Consider the following 23,001-nt stretch of genomic DNA (forward strand, 5'->3'; position numbering starts at 1 on the left):
GGATGGAGCGCGCCTGCCGTGCCATCCGAGACGGTGTCGGCTGGCCAGCCAAGATCCGCGAGATTGGCATATGCCCAGGGCGTGTTCTCGTCATCGCGGCGGCGTATTCCCACGCAGATGCCGTTAAATGAAGCAAGGAGATCGTCGAGGTCGCCGCCATCGATGCCTGAGGCGATCTGGATCGGGAGGGGCTGTGGGAATGTGTCCGGCACGAAGCGCCCGCCGGGCTGCGTGAGGGCCGCCAGCGGCGCGACGGCACGATCAAAAGCCTCCTTAATGCGGGTGCCAAGAATCGGCCGATAGGTCCCATCGATGAGGAGAAGCGGCGCGAGCATACCATCGAACGCCCCGCCGGTGGGACTGATGAGGCGCGCCGTGTAGTAGTCCGACGCGGTCACGCGGTCGGCAAGGTCCTGGGCCGTTATCGGATCGGCGCCGGTGTTCGCCGCATCGATCAGCCTCTTGGCAAAGGTCGCGCTGCCTGTGCGGCGGATTGCCTCGGCCCCATTGAACGGACCATCGAGCAGGAGGCGATAGCGTTCCCAGCTGCGGTCGATGAGGGCGACGAGCTCGGCTTCAGGCGGGATGCCGAAGCAAGCCTGCGCTATGCGAAAAGCGAAGCGTTCGTTGGGTCCGACCGCGCCGCCGTCGCCGCGCAGTTCGGTACTCTCGAACAGACTCAAGAGGCCCTTCTCGGCGCCGGCCTCATTCTGCAGCTTTTGCTCAAGGTCAGCGAGACATTGCGACAGCGTGGCCACCGAACGGCCTTCGAGCGATAAGACGGCGCGCCGCGCCGCTTCGGGGACGCGATCATCGGCTAATGTGCCTTCGATGAGCGCGGTCACGCTCTCAAGCATCAGTGTGATGAGGTCGATCGGGTCGACGATTACTGGTTTGCCGTCATTGTTGCGTGCGATCGGCGCGATGTCGAATATCCGGGCAAGCACCGGACCCAAGACCTTCGACCCACCAGCGACGAGCGGACAATGCGCGGCGAGAACCTGGCGCAGCGCCGCGAGAATCCTGTACGCGTCAAGCCCGTCGAACGGCGTGCCGAGCTCGTCATTCTCAGACAGGATGCACGAGACGAACGGGGCCAGTACATCGCCTTCGGACTGCTGGTCCTGGGGCTTCATCAGCGCAAGCACAGACATGTCGAGAGCACAAATGAGTCGGGCGAAGACGAACCACATCGTCGCGCCCCAGCGCATCTCGCGATCCGCTTCCTGGCCCGACGGCGGGTCATCGCCGATATGAAAGCCGAACAGGGTTTCGAGCGTGCTGGCGTCGTCGTTGCCTTCAAGGGCCAGCGCGTTTCCGGCTGCGAGAAAAGCGCCTGCGCGCTCTTCGAATGTCGTAAGGAAGCGGTGGACGTTTTCCGCGTCGGGGTTGAGATCGAGATATCCGGCGGCGTTCGTTCTGGGATCCAGAGTAGAGCGCGGCAGTGGATCGGCGATCAGGTCGGGCACGACGATCGTCAACCGGCAGACAGCATCGCCTATGTGCCCGGGTTCATATCCGAAATCGAACAGCGCATCCGGCTGGTCTTCGATCGGGGCTTGGGGATCATAGGGCGAGGCCACGAACTGTGGGAGTTGTGGCTCGGGCGCGTCAAAATAGGGAAATATCGCCAGCGGCGCCTGGAGGTCGGTGGCGGGAACCCGGATCAGATGGGTCAACCCGAAGCGATGCGCGACAGGCGCATTCCAGGCCTGGCTCCCGCGTAAGGTCAGATAAGCGTCGGTTGTCTCGGCCTCGACTGTCTCAGGTGGATCGCCGAGGGTCGTCCAGAAGCGGTCATGGGGGCCGGCCTTCAGGCCATGATGGGTTTTCAGCCAGTCATGCAGTGCAGCGGGAGCGCTGCCGTCCGGTTCGGACACCGTTTCAAGGGCTACCACACCGTCCAGGGTCGGCTGCCCTCCGTCAAGTCCATGCACGCGAAAGGCTTGAAAGCTGACTGACTGCGCCACTGAGAGAAATTTGAGGAACAGCGCCGCTGCGTCGGACTCGTCCGTCGCAGGATCGCCCAAGCCGTCGGAGCGAACCTCGAAAGCGAGATTCACCGCGAAGGTGATGGTGCCGTCCTCGATGTCCGGCTGGTGGAAGCCGCTCGGCTCGCGATCGAGCAGGCAATGGATGATGGAGTTGAGGATCGCCATCCTAATGGATCGCCGCTTCGAGCTTGCGCGCCGCCAACTGGGCCTTTTCCGCCTTGTCCTTCAAATCCTTGTCCTCGATTTCGGCGCTGCCGCTGGTGCTCACACTGGTCTCCGACTTGCCCCCGCGCAGCTTGTAGGTGACATCGGCGCGCGCGGTCAGTTTGAAGAAGCGCGAAATGCGGATCGTCACCTGCAACGTGCCGCTGGCGTCGACCTGACCATTGTCGCGATAGCTCAGGCGCAGCGTCAGGGTGATTCCGACGGTGACGATACCGGCAACGCGGACATGACCGGCGATGACCAGCACCATCGAGATCGAGAGACCTCCGCCGGATCTGCCGATCAGCTTGCGGTAGGACAGCACGCCGGAGAGGGTGATGAAAACCTGACCGACAAATGGTCCGAACGCAAAGGCCAGCTGGGCCGAGCCGCCGGCGGCCGCCTCGACCAACACCATGAGCTCGTCGCGTACGGGGTTATATTCTGCCTCGATCTGCACATAGCCGGTGCCGCCGATGATGAAGACCGAGAAGATGAACGGTTGCTCCATCGTCGAGAGATTGAAGCGATTTGCCAGGATGAAATCGGGAAAGGCACGGAGCTTGAAATGATTCTCCAACGAAAGGTTGGAGACGCCGCTGGTGCCGAAATTGAGCGACATTGGCGGCAGGACGAAATCGTGCTGGACGCCGACCGGTAGGCCATGCTCGAGGATCCATTCGAGGCCGCCACCAAGCTCCGGGTACAAATTGGACAGGAAGTCCTGGATCCATTTGAATTGCGGATTGAGCTTGGCGTTTTTGGGATCGAACTCGATGTCGAGCCCTCGTTCCTTGCTGAAGGAGAGCGCGAACTTTTCGAAGCGGACCATCGACTGCCCGCCGACGACAGCATCCAAGGTGGTGTCGATCCGGCCAAAACCGGTGACGGAGACCTGCTCCTGGTCTTTCGAAGCCTCCAGTCGGACGCGGCCGCCAAGACGCATGTCGACGAAGTCGATCTTGAAGATGCCTATGGAGAACAGGCTGCGACGCCCGGGGAATGGAGCGTCGATATCGACCTGGACCCAGGCCCGCGCTTGCTTCTCGTCGAAGTCATGGGTGATTTTGACCGCGTCCCGGACGCCAGGCGGGATCTTGTAACCCTTGAACAGATGATCGAGCTTGGCGCCGCCGAAATTGCGAAACACCTGGCCGATGTCGAGGCTGGACAGATCAGCTGGCAGCAGCCGATCGCTGATCTTGTCGAACGGAATGGAGAGACCAAGCGCCTTAAGGCCGTCGCCAAGCCGGTTGAACAGCGCATTGGCTTCGGTGGTCTCGATGATGTCGCCAAGTTCATCGAACGTCGAACGGATACGATCGATGTCGGATTTGAGCGCTGCTAGCTCGGGTGCACTGGTGACGGCCGAGTAGAGTTTCAGGACATTGCTCGGCGCTGCCATGAGCCCGCCGTCGTCGATCTGGGCCACAGCATCGAACACGCGGTCGCCATAGGCGTTTGCGGTTTCAAAGCCGCGGGAGAGGTCGTTGTGTAGCTTGCGCGCCGTGCTTTCGAGATCGCCGACCGCCTTGATGAGGGCCTGGGCATCCTTGATACCGGCCGCATATTCGCCGTAGGCGGTGTTCAGCGCATCATAGGCGCTGCCAAATTTCTCCTTGGCATAGGTTTCGACGCCTTGGCCAAGATCTTTCAGGAAGGCCTCTGCTTCGGCGACCCCCTCGGACACCAGTTTGCAGGCTTGGCTGACCTCGTCCAGAGCACCGAGTGCCGCGCCGCTGAAATCGTGCATTCGCTGGCCGATCTCGTCAGCGAGGCTTTGCAAGCGTCGGCGAATTGCGCCGAGCGCATCGGGCGCGTCGGTCAGTGTCTCGGGAAATGGCTCGAGTAGGACCGTAAGCGCATCCGCGACGATCGTGTCGACCACATTATCGAGGAGCGCGCCCGGCGCCAGGCTTTCCTGCGCCTCTTTCAATCTTGCGCTGATGTCCTCGGCGATTGGAGCGATGTGGTCGGTTATGGCCGCGAGCACGTCGTGGGCCGCCTCGAACTCGCCATCCAGCCATCGGAGCGCTGGTTTGACCGCGGCGTCGACCGAAGAGCCGATCGCAACGAGGTGCGTATCGGCCGCCTTGATCAGTGCCGCGAGGCTGGCGTCGACTGCTGTCCGGGCGTCGTCGATATCATCCTTGATCGCCTGGGCGCCGGCAGCGGTTACCTCCCCGCCGATTGCCGCGAGATCCGCGGCCATTTGCACGATGTCGTCGCCCACCGCTTTGATCGCGATCGCCAGGGCGTCGATGACATGGCGTACATCCTCGACACCGTCCTCGATCTCGCTGTCGACGGTTTTCGCAAAGGCGCGGGCGGCGGCAACCTTGGCGCGGGTTTCGGCGACAACTGTCTTTGCCTTGCCAAGAAGGTCGAGCGCGGTGGCTTTGAGTGCGGCATGTTCGGGCTTGGCGAGCTCGGTGTTCGCCTCGACCTTGTCGATGAGATCCTGCAGCTTCCCCTCTGCGGGGTCCGCCTGATCGACGAGATGCGTCAGGGCGTCGTCCAAAGCGCGCAGCATGCGATCGGTCATGCTCTCGACCGACGCTACCGCGACATCGACGTCGGCCTTGGCCACCACAATTTGCCGCAACGCCTTGGCGACGTGGCCAGCGATCTGTTGGCTGACGCTGTTGAGTTCGGTCGCGAGGCGCTGCGCCGCCTCGTCGATGGTGGCTTCAAGGTCGGCGGCGACCCCGCTCACGCAGGCGTCGATGCCTGCGCGAAAGGCCTTGCGCCGATCTGATGACCAGGGCTTGTCGCGATCATAGCCGGCAGCGAATTGTTCGACACGCTGACGGGCACGTTTGAATAGGTCGTCGATCTCGACGCCGACATCGAGGATAATCGCGTGCGCGCGCTCGACGCTTTCGTCGATCTTGGCGATATCCTGAGAAGCCTCGGTGAACAGTGGCCGGACATGATCGATGACGGCGTCTGCCCATTCGGAGATGACGAGCGACTTGGGCTTGCTGATGTCGGCCTCACCGCGTGCCAGTCGATCGTCCCAGAGCGCGACCCAGTCAGCTATTGCGGTCCGCACCAGCATTTCCTTGCGGCGGATGGTGCCTGCGGCGTCGTCCTTGAGTCTCTGGCAGAGCGCGCCGGAAGAGACACCGGACGCGACATGCTCAAATGCCTTGAACTGAGCGCCCGCGGTGGAGGTCGTCACACTTTCGACCGCTGTCGCCCAGAGCGCGTCGAGGTCGTGTTTTGCGGCCGCGATCGCGGCCGGATCATTGCCGTTGATGACCGCGATGAAGCTGCCATTGGCGCCAATCGCATCTGAGAGGGGAAGGGTGCCCGGGGCTCCCCCTCCACCACTGCTCGCCCAGTAGCCGAGATCGCTCAAACCGCCCGCTTTGACGGAGGTCAGCGGCAGGGTCTGGACGGCTGCGAGCGGGGGCGATGGCTGTTGATGCGCAGCGTCCGCATGGGTGGCGCGCATGAAGGTGACGCTGTCCAGCCCGACATAGACCGGCTTGCCGGCGCGACCGGCATTGATGGCGGTTTTCTGCGCAGCTGGAGCCAAGCGCCATGTGAAGCGGCGCAAGCCAGGCAGAAAGCGGCCAACGGGAGGTCGCCGTCCTTCCGCACCGGTCTCCTTGTCGCCGGTCGGGCGCTTGCGCGATTTGCTGTCAGCGGATTCGGTGATTGCGCGCGCGACCGGCATGTTGGGAAAGTCGAGCCCAAGCCGCGATTCCCAGAGATCGGTGTCGCTCGTCGAGATTTTGAAGTCGGCAAAGAAAACGAGAAAGTCCGGGTCTCGGCATTCCTGCGCCACGACCGGCCGATCGCCGGCGCCTTCCGCCGTTGTGACAAAGGCGACGTCCGGCATCGGGTAGACCTGCGGCCGCAGGCGCGCCGCGGCGCGATTCCATAGGGGTATCTGCCATCCGAAATCGCCGACCTCGCTGGACCAGGCGCTGTCAACGTTGATGATCCGGCTGTTGAAGCGCACGCGCTCGAGGAAGCCAGCGCTGCGTGGCGAGGCAGTGCTGACATCGGGATAGTTGCGCTCGGGCTGGAGCAGCTCGATATATTCGCGGACCTTGCGCAGGATCGGGCGGCGTGAGCGGGTGCCGGCGGGATCATCTCCGGGCTCGGGCGCGAACTGGGCCGACGGGTTTACGGTGCGCTCATAGACGACCACATGCTTGGCGCGGTGCCATAAGGCGCAGACCCTCCCCAAGACCTCGACCTGCTGACGCTGGACGCGGCCATTGTGCGTCTCGCTGATGATCGTGACCTTGCCGTCGAGAAACTCTGCCTTCTGGGTGGCGTTGCCGCCGATCGGTGACAGTGCGATCTGCTCGATGGTCCCGCCGCGCGATTGTGGGTTCTTGAGCAGGATGTTGAAGAGATTGAGCGACTCGATGGGCCAAAGGGCACCGCCGCTCAAACCTTGGGGATGATGGCGGGGAAACCCCGGCGCGCGGGTTTTCTCGGCATCGGTATAGTCGGCGCGCAGACCGCCGATCTGTGGCCATGCCGACTGGGCCTTTTCTCCCTCGGGCCCGTCGGCACCAGTGCCGAGCGTATTGTCGACGAGCGGAGCGCGATGGAGGGCTGTGCCGCGGAGCGCGAAGCGAACGCCATCGGAAAAGCGTGCGGGCGTAAAGTCGATGGCCGAATCGAGATCGCGGGCCCAGATCTCGAGCCGCTCGGGCCGGCGGGCGAAGGCTGCGCGCAGCGCGTCCCAGCGATCGGAGAGGACGGGCTCGGCATCGGTCTCGCGAGCCGGACCGGTGGGATGTCCGACGAGGGCTTCGATCTCCGCGACGCGCGCGCCGCGTGCAATCGATCGCTCTTTGGAGACATCGATGCCGACCGGCATTCCGAAGAGGAATTCGGCGCGCAGATAGGCGAGCGCCGCGCCAAGGCCGTAGGCGCCGGACTGCCGGAAGATGTCGTGGCTTGCCGCTTCGGGGATGAAATAGCCCCGTGCGACATCGCTCGGGGCAATCCACAGTTCGGCGGAGGGCGTCAGGCGATATTCGACGGCGCGTCGCTGGCGATCGCTCTTTGCCTCATCGAGGATGGCGTTCCCATCCTCGTCGAGGATGACGTCACCTGCTTCATCCTTAAGGTAATGCCTGACGAACGGTCGCGCCGCCTCGGCATCGTCGGCACCGACGGGCAGGTCATGGATTTCGAGCCGGCGAGGCTTCTCCGCGCTTTCACCGATCACCTGTGGGGGCAGGCTGTAGCGATAATATTGCGAGACCGTGCGATACTGCCAGACGCGATCGTCGCCCGAATAGATGGCGACCGAAGCGCTATCGGCTCGACCGCGGTCGGACAAGGGCTGGTGGCGGAAGCGGAACACGCTGAAAGGCTCGAACGACAGGACGGCGTAGGAGCGCTCGCCGCCGTCCTTGTCGACATCATAGATATCGGCCCGGAGTTGCCGATCGGTGCGTGGCAGGATGGTCTCGGTCGCGCTCAGCCAGTAGCGAACGTCATTTCCACCGGTGATGTCCGGACCGCTCTCGCTGGCCTCCAATGCTATCAGGAGCGGCGCGGCGCGCCCGCTCCGATCGAAGCGTCCAACGTCGACGCCGATTGGTGTCACGGTGCTGGCGGGCAGGACGAGCCGCAGTTCGGCAGCGATTCGTCCCTGAGGGTACAAAAGACGCGCGCGGCCTCGTCCATCACCCTTGCCGCCTATACGGAGATGCGCGTCGGGTGCTTTAGCGTCCTTGAACTTTCCCTCCGAGAGGAATGCGAGCGACGCCAGTCGCCCATTCCAGGCAGTTGCGTTGGCGGCGTCTGTTCGAACCGCGAAGGAAGCGAAGAAGTCGGGGGTGCTCGGGCCGCCAACCACGGTCGGCCGCCAACTCTGGTCATGGGAGAGGGTGAGCGGGACAGGGACGCCGACCTTGCCGGCCTGAAAAAAGGTGATGCCGTTCGCTGTGATAGACAAGTGCGTGGCGCCGTCCGCTTCGGGCGTATGATCGATACGGTCATCCTCGGCGATGAGGGTCAGCCGCATCGGAGGTCGCGCATGTGCGCCTGACGGATTGCCGTCGCCGTCCGATTGCGCACCCCACGCGACAAGACCGGTGTGGGCATCGGTGCGCGCGGGCAATGGCGAGCCGTAAAGGCAGAAGCGGACTTCCTTCGCGGACCCAAGTTTGAGATCGGGTAGGAAGGACGGCGGGTGCCCTGCTTCGCCAGGCAGGAGCGACTGGCGAACCGCGGCAAAAGTGTGGGCAGCAAAGCCCACCAGTCCCCTTTCAAACGGCTTGTTCGCGACGACGGGCGTCGATGTGATGGCATCGACAAGCTCGTCCCAATGGAGGCGGATCGCGACGACGGGCGACCATGTCGCGTCCTGATCGATGGCCCACTGGGTGTTGTCCTTGATCCCCCAGCTCAGTTCGCAATCTGCTGAGAGCTGGCTGCCGGTGGCGAGCCAGCCTTCAATATCAGTCGTGCCGCCAGTCAGGCCGTAATGGACTGAAGTAACCCGGCGCCCGCCAAGCTCGTCGGCGAGGCGAAGCATGAGGCGGCCATCCTCATCGGAGACGAGGTCGCTCTCATCGCTCGGATGGTCGCCTCCCTCGTCGCGTTGCACGCGGACACGGTAGACCAGACCCGTAACGGGCCCGTCCTTACCCGTACGCGAAAAGCGGAGACTGAGATCGGCCGGGTCGTTTCTGGAGTAGCCGAGCCACCTATGCGTTGGCAGGGAAAATCCGTACGCTCCAAGGACGTCCTCGACGAAGCATCGACTGTTCTCCGGCCAGTACCGTCCGATGTTCGCGGTGGATTCGTTGTAGATGACGAAGTCCTGGCCATAGGGCCTGTCCCATTCGCCTCGCTCGCTGAAACCGAAGTTGCCGAGCTTGAACTTGCTCGCAGAGACTTTGTGTTTATCCAGCGCGATCAAAGAGCCGCCGGTTGCGTTGTCCCTGGCCCAACCGCCGAACAATCGGTGAATCGTCGGAGCAACAGGCTTGCTGCCGGTCGGGTAGCATAGATATTGCGCGACCAACGGAAAGGCGCGAGCCTGCGAGACTTGGGATTGCGACACCGGCAGCGGTATGTTCAGGTAGAGTCGGAACGTCGCGGTCTTGCCCACCATGGTGGTGCGCAGGCCCGAGGATGTCCTGTCAGCGGCTTCGACGCCGGTGTCCTCAAAGAAGACTCCATTGGCAAGCGGCAGGCGGAGATCGAGGCTGCCGTCCCCGTTGAACTGCTCGATCAGGAACGCACCCCGGAAATTGAGCCCGCCTTTTGCCGCGGCTTCATCGAGCCAGACGGTCCACCCCGCGTTTCCGTGGCTGGCAATATGATCGAGGGCGAGGTCGCCGACGATATTCTCCGGGACGACCGGCTCGGGCGGATGGCCATCAAGGTCGCCGGTTCCGGGCAACCATCGCAAAGCGCCGCGATGGCCATCCGCGGCCGCTTCGAAATGAATTTCGAGAACCCCCGACCTAGCCTCGATTGTTGGGGAAGCGCTCGTGGCCGGGGGCCAACGGAAGCGCCCGTATAGCCTGAACGCGAGAGTCATCCGCGCAGCGCCTTCCCCCAATTGGCCGGAAGTGCGACTATATGCGCAGCTGCTTGCCGAGGTAAAGAAGAGCTTGCTCTAAAATGGTTGGGGCTAGTCTTTTAGTACGTTGTTGCCGACGGGGGTGCGAGGTTGGAGCGCGAACGCAAGAAATGGCCAAGCGCGCGGTATCATTTGCGATTGACGGTATCATTGTAGTACGCCTTGTCTAAGCAGGCCTTGACGAACAGGCATGGCGGCAAAGTCATGGGACGCGTGAGATCTTCGGATCATTCACACTCAAAAAAAAGCCGAGTTTGAAAGGGATGATATGGCAAGTCTCGAGATCAAGCTGGTGGTCGGCATTCCGTCGCCCGCGGTTCAGTTTTATTTCGCCGGTATCGGCGGGACGTTCAACGGAGGCGTCAAATGCAGTCCGAGCCCGAAGATTGACCTCGATGTTGCAGGGGCCGATTCGTTTTCATTTCCGACACTCACATGGGGCACCACGCACGCCTATGAAGACGGCGATGCGCCGATTGTGGCCGGCAAGCCGGACTGGTTTCGGAACCTGAATGCGGGCGCGAAGCCGACTGAAAGCGAGCAACTGGCGCGCACCCCGGCGAACCTGAATGCCGAATTCGTCGCATTTGCCGGGGCAAGCCACGCGGTCAAATTCTGGGTCGTGGGCGCCAATCCGCTGCTGGCGCTGGCGCCTGCGATCGACGCCGACATCATAGTCGGACTGCGCAAGGCGGGAACGAAGGTCCAGTTCGCGGTGTCAGGCGCGCATGATGGCTTTCCGAACTACACGCTCTCGATTGGTGGAAAAACGGTATATTCTTGGGACTGTGTTACGCATGGCGAGACGCCAAGCGCGTTGAAGCCTCCCATGGATCAAAGCATCAGCCTCGACTGGCAGGATCTCTGATCTCGACGGAAGCGGATTGGCTTATGAACTGAGCTCGTGCAGGCGATGCCCAGCATCGGCTCGACCGCGTCGTCGAACAAATCATCCTCTTCGGGCACGATGACCATGACGTTTCCGCCCATCTCGGCAGCGCTCAAGCAAACCTTGTTAGTGAGCTGGCTCACTGCCCGCTAGTCGGCATAGAGGTAGCGGTTGGCGTTCCGTGCAAAGGGAGCGAGCCGATCGACGGCCAAATAGTAGCGGAGGATTGGTTTGCCGGCCGACGGTCAAACGATGGCTTCTGCAAGCGCTTGGTCAAGGGCGCTTCGTCGCAGTGGGTGTAGAGCAACTGCTCGCGGCGACGGGCCGCTCATATTCAGCGCCCCATGCTTCCGGCAGTGCGTCCGGATCTATCCTCGCGGCAGAGCGCGCGAGACTACTCGGAAGAATACGGGGCGATGAGTTCGAATCCTACAATGGGATCAAATCTCAGTCCCACACTCGGTCCCACACCGCAATAAAACCGCCGAATTCAGCGCTGGTGCGCAACCTCACGTCTTATTTAACTTATTGAAAATAAGGAATAAATGTGGCGGAGCGGGAGCCCGTCACAAGAAGAGCGTTTTATGGCGGATTTATGCGGGTTTGGCGCTTGTGCGTAAGATCGATACCCCGAAATATACCCCAACCGCTAATTTGGCTTCCAGTTAGGAACCCGAACCCCGGCTGGCCCACGCCGAATCATCCGCCGCAAAAGCGTCCCCGTGAGTCACCTCGGCTGGGGCCCGATCGAGCAGGGCCGGCGTCGGCTGGATCGACAGCGAAGATCGCCCGTCGTCGTCAACTCATCGGCTCACGGTTGCCGGAGCCTTATTCCGTTGCGAGCGATCAGATCATTGACTTCGTCCATGGGGTCGGCCCGCGGTTCAAGGCTATCCCCGGGCCGGTTGATGTCGGCCCAGAAGGTGACGTCGCTCAGAGTGATCGTGCCACCCTCAATGCTTTCGTAGCAGGTGTCCCAGGCGCCGCCGGACCAAGATGCAGTCGCCGCGCCCCGCTCCTCCCATAGAAGCATGTCGCGCCCGTCCTTCCGATCCTTGGGCATTGCATCGATAGGCTGCCATTCGATTGCCATCACTATTCTCCCAACGCTCGGCCTAGCGGCGCCCTTGGCCGATGAAGTTGCGCGATGTCGGCCGGGGCGGGTAGCTGCCGTCGAACTTCGTATGCAGCGCCTTGCCTTCGGCAGTAAGCGATAGGTCAGTGTCGATCAGGCTGCGGTTCTGGAGCACCGTAACGATGCCCTGCCCCGGCCCAACGCCCGACGCCCGGACGAGCAGATGCAAGGCTTCCCATTCCTCGCGCGTCAAATGCTCGCTTTTCATGACCGGCTTCCTTAGTTTCGCGGACATGGCTCAGATTCGAGCCATCGTACATGCCTTCGCACCATGGGGCGCGTCGTGCGTTTACTCTTCGGCCATGACGGCGATCAGCGACTGCCGCCAGCCGTCTTCGCTCGCATAGCGGTTCTCATGCTGATCCTCGACCTCGCCGTTCGCGTGCAGGATCGCCTGTGCGTCGCCTAGCCCATGATCCTTGATCAACGTATTGTCGACGACGAGTGGCACGAGGCCGCCATAGCGCGACACGCGCCAGCCTTGAATGGGATGCCGCTCCACTAGCGGCCCACCATCCTCTGAGCCTTCAGGATGGAACGCGAGCACGAAACAGCCCGGCGCAGCTGTGAAGTGCGGCATACTGTTCTGAATGATGTCGTCGATCGCGACATCGGAGACGTCGACGCCGAACGTGCTGCCGCCTCCATCCATAATGACCTCAGCTTCGATGACGGTTTTCTCGCCCCCGCTGTGGCGCATCATCCGCGCCGGCGTGATCTTGTGGATGCGGGACACGGGATAATAGGACCCGTCCTTGGCTTTGAAAAAGCTCACTGCTGGGATCCTCTTTTTCTCGCGTTAATGTGCTGCCGGTCCGCCGGGTCAAGCTTCGGCAAGCCACTGGCGACCGCGCGTTCGATCTGCGCCCGGATCGCGTCGTTCGCCAGGTAATTGTGCTCCCCTGCGTAGGTGAGCTGAGACCCATTCCACAGGCTTCCCTTGGTCACCATCATCAGGCGTCCGCAGAATAAGCGTTGTATCCGCCTGGCTTCCTCGGGGAGCGGGATTTCGTCACCGTTCTCGTCGTATCCGTAAAAACCGTCGTCCCATGCAGATCGAGGGGCATACACGCCTCGCGAAATCTCTACGATCTCTTCGGAGAAAGGGCTGTCGACGTCATCGTACACGCCACTGGGCATCAGTTCTTCAAGCTCGAAGACAATGAACGATTCGGCTGGCTTGGCCGAGATATATTCGAGGGTCATTGATCGCGGCTTTGCGATGTAGGCCAGCCGCCCCTGTGGGCGAAGCACGATTGTGCCAGGCTCACGGCCGATGCCAACAGCTGCAATGTCGACCCCGCCACCAGATGCGAGATGAAGGTGGTTTACGGCTCGCACGAACGGCTGAATAGCCTCCGCGATCGCCTCTTGATCAATCCATGTCGAGGTTGTGGGAGGGGTCTGTCCGACCGCTTCCTGAATAGCGGCCGCCCATCTGCGGCGGCATTGTTCCAGGTACTCAAGATGCCCTGCTTCCGTCATACGATCGGTACCCGTTCAAGAATCGCCTGAGCTATCATGGATCGCCGATCCCCCCGAGGCGACCCCGCTGCTGGAGTTGTTCCCGGCCGGCTTCTCACCCGGCTATCGGGCGCGAGGATCTCGCAGGCTTTTGGTCATCGATATCGCGGCCATGTTGTAGGCGAGCGATATCCGCATCAGCAGCCGAGCATCGGGGTACTCCTGCGCATCTGCAGCCCGATCGGCCTCGGCTTTGAAGGCGTTGCTGAGATGCTCGGCCGCCTCGGCATGCCATAGCAGTGCGCTCACGCCGACTGCCTCCACCCCATCGGGTTGGCGATCCAGGCATCAATGTCGCTTTCATACCAGGCGACGAGACCCTGGCTGATCTGCAGCTGCGGCGGAAAGGTGCCTGCCTTCATATGGCTGTAAATGGTGCTGCGGGCCAATCCAGTACGCGACCGGACCTCGGTCAGGCGCAGCAGCTTGTCGCGGTGGCGGTCGATATTCATGCGTCGGTCTCCCCGATGGAAAGTTCTTCGAGATGGTATGCGGTGGTGGTGTCTTCGATCATGTCGCCGAGGGTGCGGGAGCTGTCGTCGTAAAGCTTCTGATCAAGGCTCCGGGGGCCGTACTGGCTCTGCCAGTCCGCCAACCCTTTGCTGACAAAGCTCCTCATCACGCTGCGGATCTGCTCGACCTCGATGCGGCCCTCCATGATGGCGAGCTGAAGTTCGCCGGCGACGTCGTCGCGGAGAGCCCGTTCGAGGCCTTTCGGCAATGCGGCTTCGATCAGCTTGAGAATCGCAGAACCGTCGAGAACCTTGCCGGTAGCGCGCATGCGCTTGCGGATCGCAACGGAGCGGCGGCGCTGGTCGTCAGGGCTCATCTCGCGGCGGATCGCCCAGATGTGCCTGTCGTGGACGCTCGTGTCCTTGGCCAGATCGGCGACGACGGCGCCTGCGAGCAGGCCCGCCACGACGGCAGCTCGATCCGCCTTCGGTAGCGGCTGGAAACCCCGCGGCATCCCGTACAGGTCCCACTTGGCAGAGCACCAATAGTTGTGGCCGATCAGTCGACCGCAGGCGCAAGAGACGCCCTGCTCGAACAGCTTCGTCCGGAGCGGTAGAGAATGCTTCAAGACGGTCGCTGGACTGAGGTCCAGGCTCCGTGCAATCATCGCGGGCGGGCATCCCTCGGTGACCATTTGCTCTATCTTCCCGATCCAGCGATGCCCGAGCGCGGCTGGGGTGTTCTTCACACAGCCACCCGGATGACGGAACGGCCGTCCGCAGAGGCACGGCGGCGGCTCAGAGCGACGGCGATCGGTCCAGAACTTGACGGCACGCTGGACGGTGCTGAAGGGAACTCCCGATCCCTCGCTCATCCGACGAATGCTCATTCCGTCGCGGTACCGCTGCCAGAGGTACGCCTTCTTCTCGTCCGGCAGCTCTGGCAGGGTGGCCACCTTCGCGGCGCGGCATGCGCCTCGGTGATTGCGGCGGCGTCCACAGGCGCAATTGGCTGGAAAGGGGCACGGCGCCCTGTGATTTCGCTCCTTGCCGCAGCCAGGGCATTGATCCGAGAGCCTTCCTCCTGCCGCAATGACATCTCTCATGACCTCGGTAATCCGCCACTCGCTTTCGCCGGTCCGATCGCAGATCGCCTTGATGTTCCAGCCGGCGCGGATGAGGCGCACAGCCTTTGTGCGCGTCGCCTCCTGCATGCTGCTGCCAGCCGCTCCGAACTTGATCGTGATCGGCTTGGCTCCGGCCTTGCTGTAACGGTGGATGCAGCCCACCGGATGGTCCATCGGTCTGCCGCAGCCGCATTTCATACACGACGGGAGCCCAGCTTGGTCGCCCGAACGGGCGCTGCATTCGGCTTACTGCCAGTCGATTGGTGAACAGCAACTTCATGAGATCGCCGAGACTCTGATCGCTGCTAGCCAGCCCGCGCCGCCCGCGTGGTTCGGTGTCCGAATGTCCGTCGTGTGGACCCTCTTCATGGCTGGTCGCGACACTGACGAAGACAAGTTCGCCGTCTGGCTCGGCGAAATGGCTCGACTGCTCAGCGACCTCCCGCACGACATCGTCGGGCACGCGATCGATGAGGCCATGCTGCTCCTCTTCCAGGCCGCCAGCGCCGTGTGCGTCACCCGCCTCTCGCCGCCCGATTTCGCCCTCGCGGCATACGACGGCGCCACCAGGGTCGCCCGGGCGCGGCTGGTCGAGGTCATGGGCGCGAAGCAGGCGAGGAACTGAGATGGCAACTGATCTTGCAGGAGAGGCGACGTGAAAGTCTTCGCAATCATCGTGCCGGATTGGGCGATCTACGGATGGCTGGCGGTGTCGGCCGTGCAAGCCTTGTTCGCCATTCTCAGCTTCACCCTTCGCGGCCGCGACAAGGCAAATCATCGGGAGACGTTCGAGTGATCCGCTTCACCTTGGAGATGGATAACGCCCTGCGTGGCGCGCACTGCGCCGGGCTCACTCTGAAGGAAACCGGCGAAATTGTTGGGGTGAGCGATGAAGTCATAAGCCGAAGAAAGCGGGAGTTGAACCTGCCCCCACTTCGGCCATGGGCAAAGATGAGGGCTATTCAACGATGAATGACCTGGTCGAACGCCGGCATCAGAGTGCCGAAATGGCTGAGTGGATTACTTCCCCCGCCACCGACCTCGAGGCCGCCATCGCCCGCTTCAAAGCCGACCTCCCCGGTTGGTGGTTCTCGGTGGGCGAGTGCCAGATATCGTGCGACGCCTCTTGCGCGCCGACCGACGAGAGCGAGCACATAGCCCTCGCGGTGCGTGGCAATCAGTTCGACAGCGGTTTCGATTGCGACCTCGCCCAGCCCTCGACGCTGGCCCTCGCTCTCGACGAGGTCCGGAAACAGGCGCTTGCCGCCATCGCCGAGGCAGGCTCCAACGGTGTCGGTTGATCCCAGCCGCCCTGCGCCGGCAAGCATCGATATGACAGGCCTCGTCTGGCGCAACGGCGACGAACCGTTCCCGGGCCCGTGGCTGCCCATATCATCTGCACCGCGCGACGGGCGCCTGATCACCGTGATGGATCTCGACTCGGCCAGCGTCGAGATGTGGTGGAACTCGACCGGCACGAACGCGGCGTTCCAGTCGAGCTGCGGGATCTGGCAGACCCTCGACGGCCAATTTACTTGGAGCGAAGAGCGCGGCTGGGGCCCGACGTATTGGCGGCCCTGCTCCGCCGAATTGGAGCAGTTCCTGCTGCTTATCAATCGCAACGCCCGCGAGGCGGCCAATGCCGAGTGATCCCAGCCGCCGCCCATCGAACGACCGCGTTCGGCTGGAAGTCGATTTCGACGCACTGGTATGGGTGGAGTGCTCCAGCTGCCTCGGCGACGGATGGCACTATCCGATGGCTCGCGGGATCGCCGACCGCCTGCTCAAAAACCGCAAGGTGACCTGCCAGCTGTGCAGCGGCCTTGGCGCCGTCCAAGCGCGGAAGATTGAGTGCGGGCCGAATATCCGCGTCGTGCCCGCCCCGAAGGGCGCACCAGTCTCGGGCGCCCGCTGATGGGGGAACGCGGCGCCAGTCTGGAGCAGCGGGTCTATCGCGCCGTCCAGGAGCACTTCCGCGAGTTCGGTGCCTCGCCCAGCTACTGCGACATCGCGCGCGCCGTCGGCATTGCCGCCAGGCACGTTGGCCGGCCTCTGCAGGGGCTAACGAAGCGCGGCCTGCTCACTGCCACGCCGGGGGAGCCGCGATCGATCCAGCTCGCCGATCGGCTGGCCAACGTGTCCGACATCGAGATCGAACGCGCCGTGATCGCCCGCGGCGGTGCGATCCGCTGGCCTGCGCGGCTGGATGTGGCGGATTGCGGAATAGAAAAATGACCATGAATCAACCACCTCACGAGGCACAGGCGGAGACCGGCAATGGCGCGGAATAGGCGGATCAAGAGCATCAGAAAGAGCGCTAAGTCCGCCGCGCCAGCCGCGCGCCGCGCCCCGCAGCCCGGCGCCGATCGTCCGACGCCCGAGATGGAGACGCGGGTCAAGTTCGACCTCGGCCAGGTAACCACCGAGACGGGCCTGCTGTTCGGCTTCGCGTATCGCCGCCGCCCGCTGATCGAAAGCATGGGCGTGTCCGGCGGGCTGAGCCCGGACGAGCTCAACGCCCTTCGGTTCTATCGCACCGCCTTTGACCGCTCGGAGCGCTCCCCGATGCGGTCCTGCCTGAACATATCGGGCGTCGGCGGCACCAACGCAGCGTCGAACCTCATGAACGCGACGCCGGCGATGATCGATGCGAAGCGCAAGGTGCGTTTCTGCGAAAGCGGCCTTGGCCCACTACTCACCACCATGCGCGGCGTGGTCCTCGACGACAGGTCGTTCTCAGATCTCGCTATGGATCGGTTCGGATCGCGGCTGGTGAAGGCCAGCAGCGGAAGGACACGCGTCGCCCCTAAGTCCGGCCGGCACCGGGAGGCGATCCGCCAAGAGTTCATTGCCGGGATGCGCGTGCTTACCGATCAGATCCGGCACATGATCACCACGGGCGGCACCGAGGAGGTCTGGGTCGATCCACAGGACGATGGTACGGCGACCATCCGCCGCAGCGTGGCCGCGCCCGCTGGCCGGTACCGCTGCTGGGGAGACAACATTCTGATCGACCGCGTCATGGCTGCTCTGCACGAGAAGTACGGCGATGTGTTGGCCTTCAAGTCGGCGGACATCGCCATATTTGCGCTTCAAAAGATCGAGGAAGGTCGGTTGCGCCACCTCGAGCCGGAAGAGCTTGCCGCGTAGTTAGACGGAGATGTAGGCTCCACCGTCTTCGCCAGGGATGACGGTTATACCCGCGTTCTCGTAATTGTCGCTTGCGATCTCTGTCAGCGTGGCGAAGTCGTCTAGGCCGGACCAGCCTTCCTCTCGATCCCATAGCCGCCGCAGTTCGGCGTGCATCCGTCCAATCAAGCCATAAGCCGGAGTGCCAGCGATTTTTTCGACAAGTTCGTCCTGGTCCGTCCAGTCCTGATCGAGCCCGTCGAGGTGCCCGAGCAGATAGGCCGCCAGCCTCAGCGGCCTCCCAGCTGGCTCCAACGTCTCGCCAGCGAGCAGATTGACGTCTTGGTGGTCGTAGAACCGGTCAATGGCGGCATCGACCGTAACTGGCGTCGTCTCTAGAGAGCTTAGGAGAGAGGCAAGGAAGTCCTTGGTCGCCTCGGGGAAAATGCCGGACGTTCGCCTGCACGCGTAATACTCTTCCCACATCAAATAGGCTTGTGGCCCGAGATGATTGTCGACCCATTCGGTGATCTGCGTCTGAAGGAGTACCCCTGGGCAGTCTTCGTCCCGGAACTTCAGATCTTCCGCATGAGCCCCCTCGTGAGCCAAGATCATCAACGCCTGCGAATGTTCCGGCGATCCCGCAGAGTGAACCCAGAGCGGCAGAAGGACTTCGATGTCGCTGACAATCTGCACCATTGGAACGCCATCCCGAAGTGTCCGGACGTTCATGGCCACGCCCTGAATGTTTTCGTTCTGCGAATGCTCGACAGGGGCCGTGGCAGCAAAGCCGCGGTCCACAGAAGCAAGGCCGTCGGCGTAATTATCGGTCACCACCAGCCGCTCCACGCGCTGAAGGTCCATAGACTGGCTTAGGATAAATATGTGCGCGAGAAGCGTATGGCCGAACTCTTTCGCCTTTTCGGGGTCATCGATGCCGTGGATGCTAATGGATAGTTCGGGGTGGGTCAGGTAGGTCGGGGCTTCAGTCTCTTCACGGTCCATCGCTTTATCACCTCGCTCGAATCGCCCGGTCATAGCATGGTCGCGACCGGGTCGCGTGTCAGCGGACAGGGCCGATGCGCCAAGGTCGAACCGGAAGAACTGGCATTCTGACGCTGTGCGCCATGGTGGTGGGCGAGCAGTGTGCTACGAACGCGAGATGAGTTGGTTTTCTGATGCACTCGCCGAAGGTGCTAAAATCGTTGGAGGAGGCGTGGTCGCTGCCGCGATTACGCTCGTCGTCAATGGACGCCGGCAAGACAATGACCTTAGGCGGACGGCCACTTCCTTGGCGAACCGGCTCGTCCCCCTATTTCACCTTTACGCTGGATCCTGCGCCAGAGTGCGCAGTCAGCACCTCAACGACCAAGGCGCAAACTGGCCATATGAAGGCCCGTATGATTTTTCTTGGGTCGGTTCGATGCCCGACGCACCCGTGCTGCCGGAAGACGATCAGGGTTGGCGCGCCCTTAATCCACAACTCGGGGCCCGAGCGCAGAGCTTTCACCTCCTTGTACACGGCGCAAAACAAGCGATCTCCGGCGCCTCGGAATATGGGGACGCGGAGGATGTAGCTATCGAACTTGAGAAGTACGCCGCAGTCGTTGGTCTTGAGGCCTACCGTCTCGCGACCGATCTTGCGGACGAATACGGTCTACCGCGGCAGGAGATGCCGTGGAATTATGTCGAGCACTTCGAGGCGGAACAGGCGCGGATTGAGGCTCATTGGGAGCAATCTAGGGCGGCACATCTTGAGATGATGGAAGGGCTAGAAGTGGCAGCGGACGACGCCGCGGCAGGCGGGTAGAATTACGCCGCTTACCATGCCCTTGCACGGGGGCAACAGATGTGCCATGGTCGTCATGGTCAAGAAATGCGCCCGCATCCGAAAGGTTAGCGGGCGTCGTTGTATCTGGCTTTGGCGCGGCCTTACTCAGCGCCCCCCGAAATCAGGAGCCTGCACATGAGCGACATCAAGTTCGTGATGAGCAAGGCCGACGGTCTCACGGTCGCGGATATGGAAACGGCCTACCAGAAGATGGCCGAGATCAAGCGCCTTCGGAAGCTATATGACGCGCCGGGGCACGCCCTGCCGGCCGTCGGCGGCTTCTCCGACCAGGAGATGATCGAGGCCGTGGCTCCTGCCTACGGCCAGGAACTACTGCGGCGCATCAACGATCTGGTGGCGCAGCTGGTGCCTCTCGGTTTCAAGATCGTGTCTGAGCCGGAGGCAGCGTGATGTCGGACCTTATCCCGACGCGCTATGCTGTCGGCGATGACGACTTCGATCCCGAGGTTGGGCGTCGGCTCATCATCTCGCTCAACGGTGTCCTGCAAGACCATGTCATCGCCTACGACATCGAGGCGGGCATCGTTACCAAGCACAAACTGGACGAGGCCGGTGAGATCATCATTGATCGTGAGCGCGAGGAGATCGTGAAAATCGACATGCACGGCGCGGTAACCGTTGTGCTCAACCCGGAGGTCACAAGCGCATGACCGAACAGATGGCGATTGCCCAGGCGGTTGCCGCTCACGTCGATCTTGCAAAGGCGAAATCGCTGCGAAGCCGGCTCGACTCCCACGGGCACCGCATGTCCTCTGATGCCAAAGAGATCCTATGGGCGCTGGTGTTCGCGCACGAGGACGCCGCCAAGGAGTTGGTGGAGGCTGCCTCGCGTGGCTGAGCCCAGCTGGCGCAGTGATAAGCGCAAGACTGCTGAGCGAGGGTACGGTGGCAAGTGGCAGAAGGCACGCGAGACGTTCCTCGATGCTAACCCGCTGTGCGTGCGGTGTGACGACAAGGGGCTGACCACCGTCGCCACCGTCGTCAACCACCGTGTCCCGCACAAGGGCGACCTGAAGCTGTTCTGGGACCGGAAGAATTGGGAGCCGGTCTGCAAGCCCTGCCATGACGGTGATATCCAGAGGGAAGAGCGATCGGGCATCGTCCGCGGTTCCGGCCGGGATGGTCGGCCTCTCGATCCTTCACATCCGTGGAACCGGGGTTAACCCGCAGCGCTCACATCAAGACGAGCTCGACCAAGAAACGGTCGGGCCGAGGAACGGCGTGGGCAAATCGAGCCCAGCCACCTGGTCTCGCGTGACCAAGTTGGTTGGCTGATTACCATGGATGCGGCCAGACACTTGACCGTGCAGAGTGATGGACCCGTTGTTGATGACATCGCGAGAAACTTGCCCATGGATGACGGCGCGTCCGCCTTTGTCGACGATCAAGCCGCCCGATAGTTGCCCTCGGACAATGAGGTGTCCGCCGCTCCTGACGTAGGTTGTGCCCGTGACCTGCCCTTTCGTCTCGTGATGGCCGGTAACTTCAAGATCTCCAATGTGCTGCATGCCTGTCGTCCCGCTAAGAATAGGCGCGAAGGCTAACCCAGCCTTTCGCGCTGGACCACCCCCCGGTCGAAAGTCTGGGGGGCGCCGATCTCCTGACCGGTGGTGTCCCTCCGTGCGCACTGAGACCAATTTTTGAGGGGGGAGGGTTTCGGCCCGAACCGGAGAATCTGATGGCCGACCTGATCGAGCTACAAGGCGGCGACGGCGTCCCGCCTGAGCCGAACTGGCGCACCATTTTTGGCGGCGCGGACGACCGCAAGGCGGCTGCCGAATACACCACGAAGCGGGTCGGCGGCGGCGTCAAGAACCCGACCGCCATGCGCGCGCTGCGGATCGCCGCCGCGTAATTACCGAGGCCGGCCGCCGCGCCGGCCTCGCCCCCCTCGCTCACGGAGTGAAAAGAATGAGCAGCACGAAAGCCACGGTCGACACGACCGACATCAAGCCCTCGCAGATCCCCAGCGTTTCTGACACGGCGGGCCTTACCGAAGATACCCTGACCCCCGCGACCAAGGTCGATGCCAGCGGCGCGTTCATCGAGCCGGAGATCGTCGACCGCATCGACGTGGATCACCCGGCTGTCGACAACAACCCCCGCAAGGGTCAGCCGAAAATCGCCAATCAAATCGACTTCAACGATCCGCACCTCACCTCCGAGGAAGCGGTCGAAAAGAACCTGGCCAACCAGGGCGAATAAGCCCGGCCAGCGCACGCGGAGTTGCCCATGACCCTTCCTGTTTCCCGCGATGAGGCGAAGGCGCAACTCCGCGTCGATGGTAATGACCAGGACACCGAAATTGATGATCTGATCCGCGATGCGGCGGCATGGGTCGAAGACTACACCGGACAGATCCTCGAGGCTCGCGACGTGGTCGAGCATTTTACGGGTTTCCGCCCTATCAGTTTGCGCGCCTGGCCGATCGACCCTGCCGCGGTGGCGACCGTCGAATATGTGGCAGGCGCAGGCCCGGCGCTGGCGGTTGGCTCGCGGCTCGACGCTACTAGACGGCCCGCTCGCGTATCACCTGCACTCGGCTCCTTTTGGCCATTCATCGATTCCCGTCAGAGCTTCACGGTTTCCGTCCGTGCCGGGTACGAAGACCCGGACGACGTGCCCCGGGGAATGTGCCGGGCGATGCTGGTCATGATCGCAGCCTTTGACGCCGACCGGGAGGGTGGAGAGACCTTCGCGAAGGCTGAGGCCGCAGCCAAACGACTGTGCCGGCGATACAAGCGGTACTCCCTGTGAAGAAGGGAGAGCTGAACCGCCGCATCTCGATATGGCGCGCCGAAACCGTCGATGATGGCACTGCCACGGTCGAGGGTGAGCCTGCCGAGATCGGGAAGCGGTGGGCGAAAAAGCAGGACGTGAGCGACGGCGAACGCCTCCGCGCCTCACAGCAGGGGCAAGAGCTGGCAACCCGGTTCACGGTCCTGAGCGACAGTCTCACGCGGACGATCACAGGCAAGGACATCCTGATGTGCGAGGGCGTCTCATTCCAGGTCGTGGGCACGAAGGACATCGGCGCCCGCCGGCATGACGGCATCGAGATCACCTGCAGTTCGCAGCCGGACATCACCGCATGAAGCTCGTCGTCTCGAAGAACTTGA

At 62.6% G+C, this 23,001-nt stretch carries 29 protein-coding genes; 18 read left to right on the top strand and 11 right to left on the bottom strand.

The genetic code is table 11. The features are described 5' to 3' along the window. Positions 1-2,159 (bottom strand): hypothetical protein (locus PMI02_RS18205; protein WP_007685509.1); only part of this gene is annotated, 2,159 nt, incomplete at its 3' end. 1 nt (position 2,160) lies between these two features. Next, complete coding sequence (locus PMI02_RS18210; protein ID WP_007685511.1) at positions 2,161-9,732, bottom strand: hypothetical protein; 7,572 nt, start codon at positions 9,730-9,732, stop codon at positions 2,161-2,163. A 310-nt stretch (positions 9,733-10,042) separates the two neighbouring features. Between PMI02_RS18210 and PMI02_RS18215 the strand changes: the two genes are divergently transcribed. After that, positions 10,043-10,642, top strand: coding sequence for a DUF3238 domain-containing protein (locus tag PMI02_RS18215; RefSeq protein ID WP_007685513.1), 600 nt, complete (start codon positions 10,043-10,045; stop codon positions 10,640-10,642). Here PMI02_RS18215 and PMI02_RS27270 read toward each other — a convergent pair. The 8 genes from PMI02_RS27270 to PMI02_RS27275 all read right to left on the bottom strand — a co-directional run bounded on the left by PMI02_RS27270 (position 10,609) and on the right by PMI02_RS27275 (position 15,075). Further along, complete coding sequence (locus tag PMI02_RS27270) at positions 10,609-10,806, bottom strand: hypothetical protein (RefSeq protein ID WP_157222587.1); 198 nt, start codon at positions 10,804-10,806, stop codon at positions 10,609-10,611. The genes PMI02_RS18215 and PMI02_RS27270 overlap by 34 nt on opposite strands. A gap of 668 nt (positions 10,807-11,474) precedes the next feature. Continuing rightward, positions 11,475-11,756 (bottom strand): hypothetical protein, encoded by a 282-nt coding sequence (locus PMI02_RS18220; RefSeq protein ID WP_007685515.1) that lies wholly within the window; start codon positions 11,754-11,756, stop codon positions 11,475-11,477. A 22-nt stretch (positions 11,757-11,778) separates the two neighbouring features. Then, a complete protein-coding gene (locus tag PMI02_RS18225; protein ID WP_007685517.1) occupies positions 11,779-12,006 on the bottom strand; it encodes a hypothetical protein in 228 nt (75 codons plus the stop codon). A gap of 81 nt (positions 12,007-12,087) precedes the next feature. Next, a complete protein-coding gene (locus PMI02_RS18230; RefSeq protein ID WP_007685519.1) occupies positions 12,088-12,573 on the bottom strand; it encodes a hypothetical protein in 486 nt (161 codons plus the stop codon). After that, positions 12,570-13,283 carry a hypothetical protein gene (locus PMI02_RS25990; protein WP_052025657.1) on the bottom strand — a complete coding sequence of 238 codons (714 nt, stop codon included), beginning with the start codon at positions 13,281-13,283 and terminating at the stop codon, positions 12,570-12,572. Before PMI02_RS25990 ends, PMI02_RS18230 begins: the two co-directional genes overlap by 4 nt. Before the next feature lie 102 nt (positions 13,284-13,385). Further along, complete coding sequence (locus PMI02_RS18240) at positions 13,386-13,571, bottom strand: hypothetical protein (protein WP_007685523.1); 186 nt, start codon at positions 13,569-13,571, stop codon at positions 13,386-13,388. Next, complete coding sequence (locus PMI02_RS18245) at positions 13,568-13,774, bottom strand: AlpA family transcriptional regulator (RefSeq protein ID WP_007685525.1); 207 nt, start codon at positions 13,772-13,774, stop codon at positions 13,568-13,570. The genes PMI02_RS18240 and PMI02_RS18245 overlap by 4 nt, the downstream gene beginning before the upstream one ends. Next, positions 13,771-15,075, bottom strand: coding sequence for a hypothetical protein (locus PMI02_RS27275; protein ID WP_007685527.1), 1,305 nt, complete (start codon positions 15,073-15,075; stop codon positions 13,771-13,773). The genes PMI02_RS18245 and PMI02_RS27275 overlap by 4 nt, the downstream gene beginning before the upstream one ends. Here PMI02_RS27275 and PMI02_RS18255 point away from each other — a divergent pair. The 8 genes from PMI02_RS18255 (at position 15,053) to PMI02_RS18280 (ending at position 18,051) form a co-directional block, all read left to right on the top strand. Further along, entirely contained in the window at positions 15,053-15,526 is a 474-nt protein-coding gene (locus PMI02_RS18255; protein WP_036504477.1) for a hypothetical protein, read from the top strand. The genes PMI02_RS27275 and PMI02_RS18255 overlap by 23 nt on opposite strands. Positions 15,527-15,556: 30 nt before the next feature. Next, entirely contained in the window at positions 15,557-15,697 is a 141-nt protein-coding gene (locus PMI02_RS27280; protein WP_007685531.1) for a hypothetical protein, read from the top strand. Further along, positions 15,694-15,873 (top strand): hypothetical protein, encoded by a 180-nt coding sequence (locus tag PMI02_RS27285; RefSeq protein ID WP_157222588.1) that lies wholly within the window; start codon positions 15,694-15,696, stop codon positions 15,871-15,873. The genes PMI02_RS27280 and PMI02_RS27285 overlap by 4 nt, the downstream gene beginning before the upstream one ends. 35 nt (positions 15,874-15,908) lie before the next feature. Further along, the gene (locus tag PMI02_RS18260) at positions 15,909-16,202 is read left to right on the top strand and encodes a hypothetical protein (RefSeq protein ID WP_157222589.1); all 294 of its coding nucleotides are present in this window, start codon (positions 15,909-15,911) and stop codon (positions 16,200-16,202) included. A 31-nt stretch (positions 16,203-16,233) separates the two neighbouring features. Then, complete coding sequence (locus PMI02_RS18265; protein WP_007685535.1) at positions 16,234-16,551, top strand: hypothetical protein; 318 nt, start codon at positions 16,234-16,236, stop codon at positions 16,549-16,551. Continuing rightward, complete coding sequence (locus tag PMI02_RS18270) at positions 16,541-16,816, top strand: hypothetical protein (RefSeq protein ID WP_007685537.1); 276 nt, start codon at positions 16,541-16,543, stop codon at positions 16,814-16,816. Before PMI02_RS18265 ends, PMI02_RS18270 begins: the two co-directional genes overlap by 11 nt. Continuing rightward, on the top strand, positions 16,816-17,136 hold the full coding sequence (locus tag PMI02_RS18275; RefSeq protein ID WP_007685538.1) for a LexA family transcriptional regulator: 321 nt from the start codon (positions 16,816-16,818) through the stop codon (positions 17,134-17,136). The genes PMI02_RS18270 and PMI02_RS18275 overlap by 1 nt, the downstream gene beginning before the upstream one ends. Positions 17,137-17,283: 147 nt before the next feature. Next, complete coding sequence (locus PMI02_RS18280) at positions 17,284-18,051, top strand: hypothetical protein (RefSeq protein WP_157222590.1); 768 nt, start codon at positions 17,284-17,286, stop codon at positions 18,049-18,051. Here the strand turns inward: PMI02_RS18280 and PMI02_RS18285 are convergent, their stop codons facing one another. Continuing rightward, on the bottom strand, positions 18,052-19,035 hold the full coding sequence (locus PMI02_RS18285) for a hypothetical protein (protein ID WP_007685542.1): 984 nt from the start codon (positions 19,033-19,035) through the stop codon (positions 18,052-18,054). It abuts the gene before it with no gap. Between the two features lie 418 nt (positions 19,036-19,453). Here PMI02_RS18285 and PMI02_RS18290 point away from each other — a divergent pair, with 418 nt between their 5' ends. The 9 genes from PMI02_RS18290 (at position 19,454) to PMI02_RS18325 (ending at position 22,977) form a co-directional block, all read left to right on the top strand. Next, positions 19,454-19,840, top strand: a complete 387-nt coding sequence (locus PMI02_RS18290) for a hypothetical protein (protein WP_007685543.1) — start codon at positions 19,454-19,456, stop codon at positions 19,838-19,840. 156 nt (positions 19,841-19,996) lie between these two features. Further along, a complete protein-coding gene (locus PMI02_RS18295; RefSeq protein ID WP_007685550.1) occupies positions 19,997-20,272 on the top strand; it encodes a hypothetical protein in 276 nt (91 codons plus the stop codon). Continuing rightward, entirely contained in the window at positions 20,272-20,532 is a 261-nt protein-coding gene (locus PMI02_RS18300; RefSeq protein WP_007685551.1) for a hypothetical protein, read from the top strand. The genes PMI02_RS18295 and PMI02_RS18300 overlap by 1 nt, the downstream gene beginning before the upstream one ends. Continuing rightward, the gene (locus PMI02_RS18305) at positions 20,529-20,720 is read left to right on the top strand and encodes a hypothetical protein (protein WP_007685552.1); all 192 of its coding nucleotides are present in this window, start codon (positions 20,529-20,531) and stop codon (positions 20,718-20,720) included. Before PMI02_RS18300 ends, PMI02_RS18305 begins: the two co-directional genes overlap by 4 nt. Beyond that, a complete protein-coding gene (locus PMI02_RS18310) occupies positions 20,713-21,045 on the top strand; it encodes an HNH endonuclease signature motif containing protein (protein WP_007685553.1) in 333 nt (110 codons plus the stop codon). Before PMI02_RS18305 ends, PMI02_RS18310 begins: the two co-directional genes overlap by 8 nt. A 515-nt stretch (positions 21,046-21,560) precedes the next feature. Continuing rightward, entirely contained in the window at positions 21,561-21,737 is a 177-nt protein-coding gene (locus tag PMI02_RS27290; RefSeq protein WP_007685554.1) for a hypothetical protein, read from the top strand. A gap of 56 nt (positions 21,738-21,793) precedes the next feature. Beyond that, positions 21,794-22,087, top strand: coding sequence for a hypothetical protein (locus tag PMI02_RS18315; RefSeq protein WP_007685556.1), 294 nt, complete (start codon positions 21,794-21,796; stop codon positions 22,085-22,087). Positions 22,088-22,114: 27 nt separating this feature from the next. Continuing rightward, on the top strand, positions 22,115-22,639 hold the full coding sequence (locus PMI02_RS18320) for a head-tail connector protein (RefSeq protein WP_007685558.1): 525 nt from the start codon (positions 22,115-22,117) through the stop codon (positions 22,637-22,639). Then, positions 22,636-22,977 (top strand): head-tail adaptor protein, encoded by a 342-nt coding sequence (locus tag PMI02_RS18325; RefSeq protein WP_007685560.1) that lies wholly within the window; start codon positions 22,636-22,638, stop codon positions 22,975-22,977. Before PMI02_RS18320 ends, PMI02_RS18325 begins: the two co-directional genes overlap by 4 nt. Positions 22,978-23,001: the final 24 nt, after the last annotated feature.

The organism is Novosphingobium sp. AP12, from assembly GCF_000281975.1.
In the GTDB taxonomy this organism is placed as follows: Bacteria; Pseudomonadota; Alphaproteobacteria; order Sphingomonadales; family Sphingomonadaceae; genus Novosphingobium.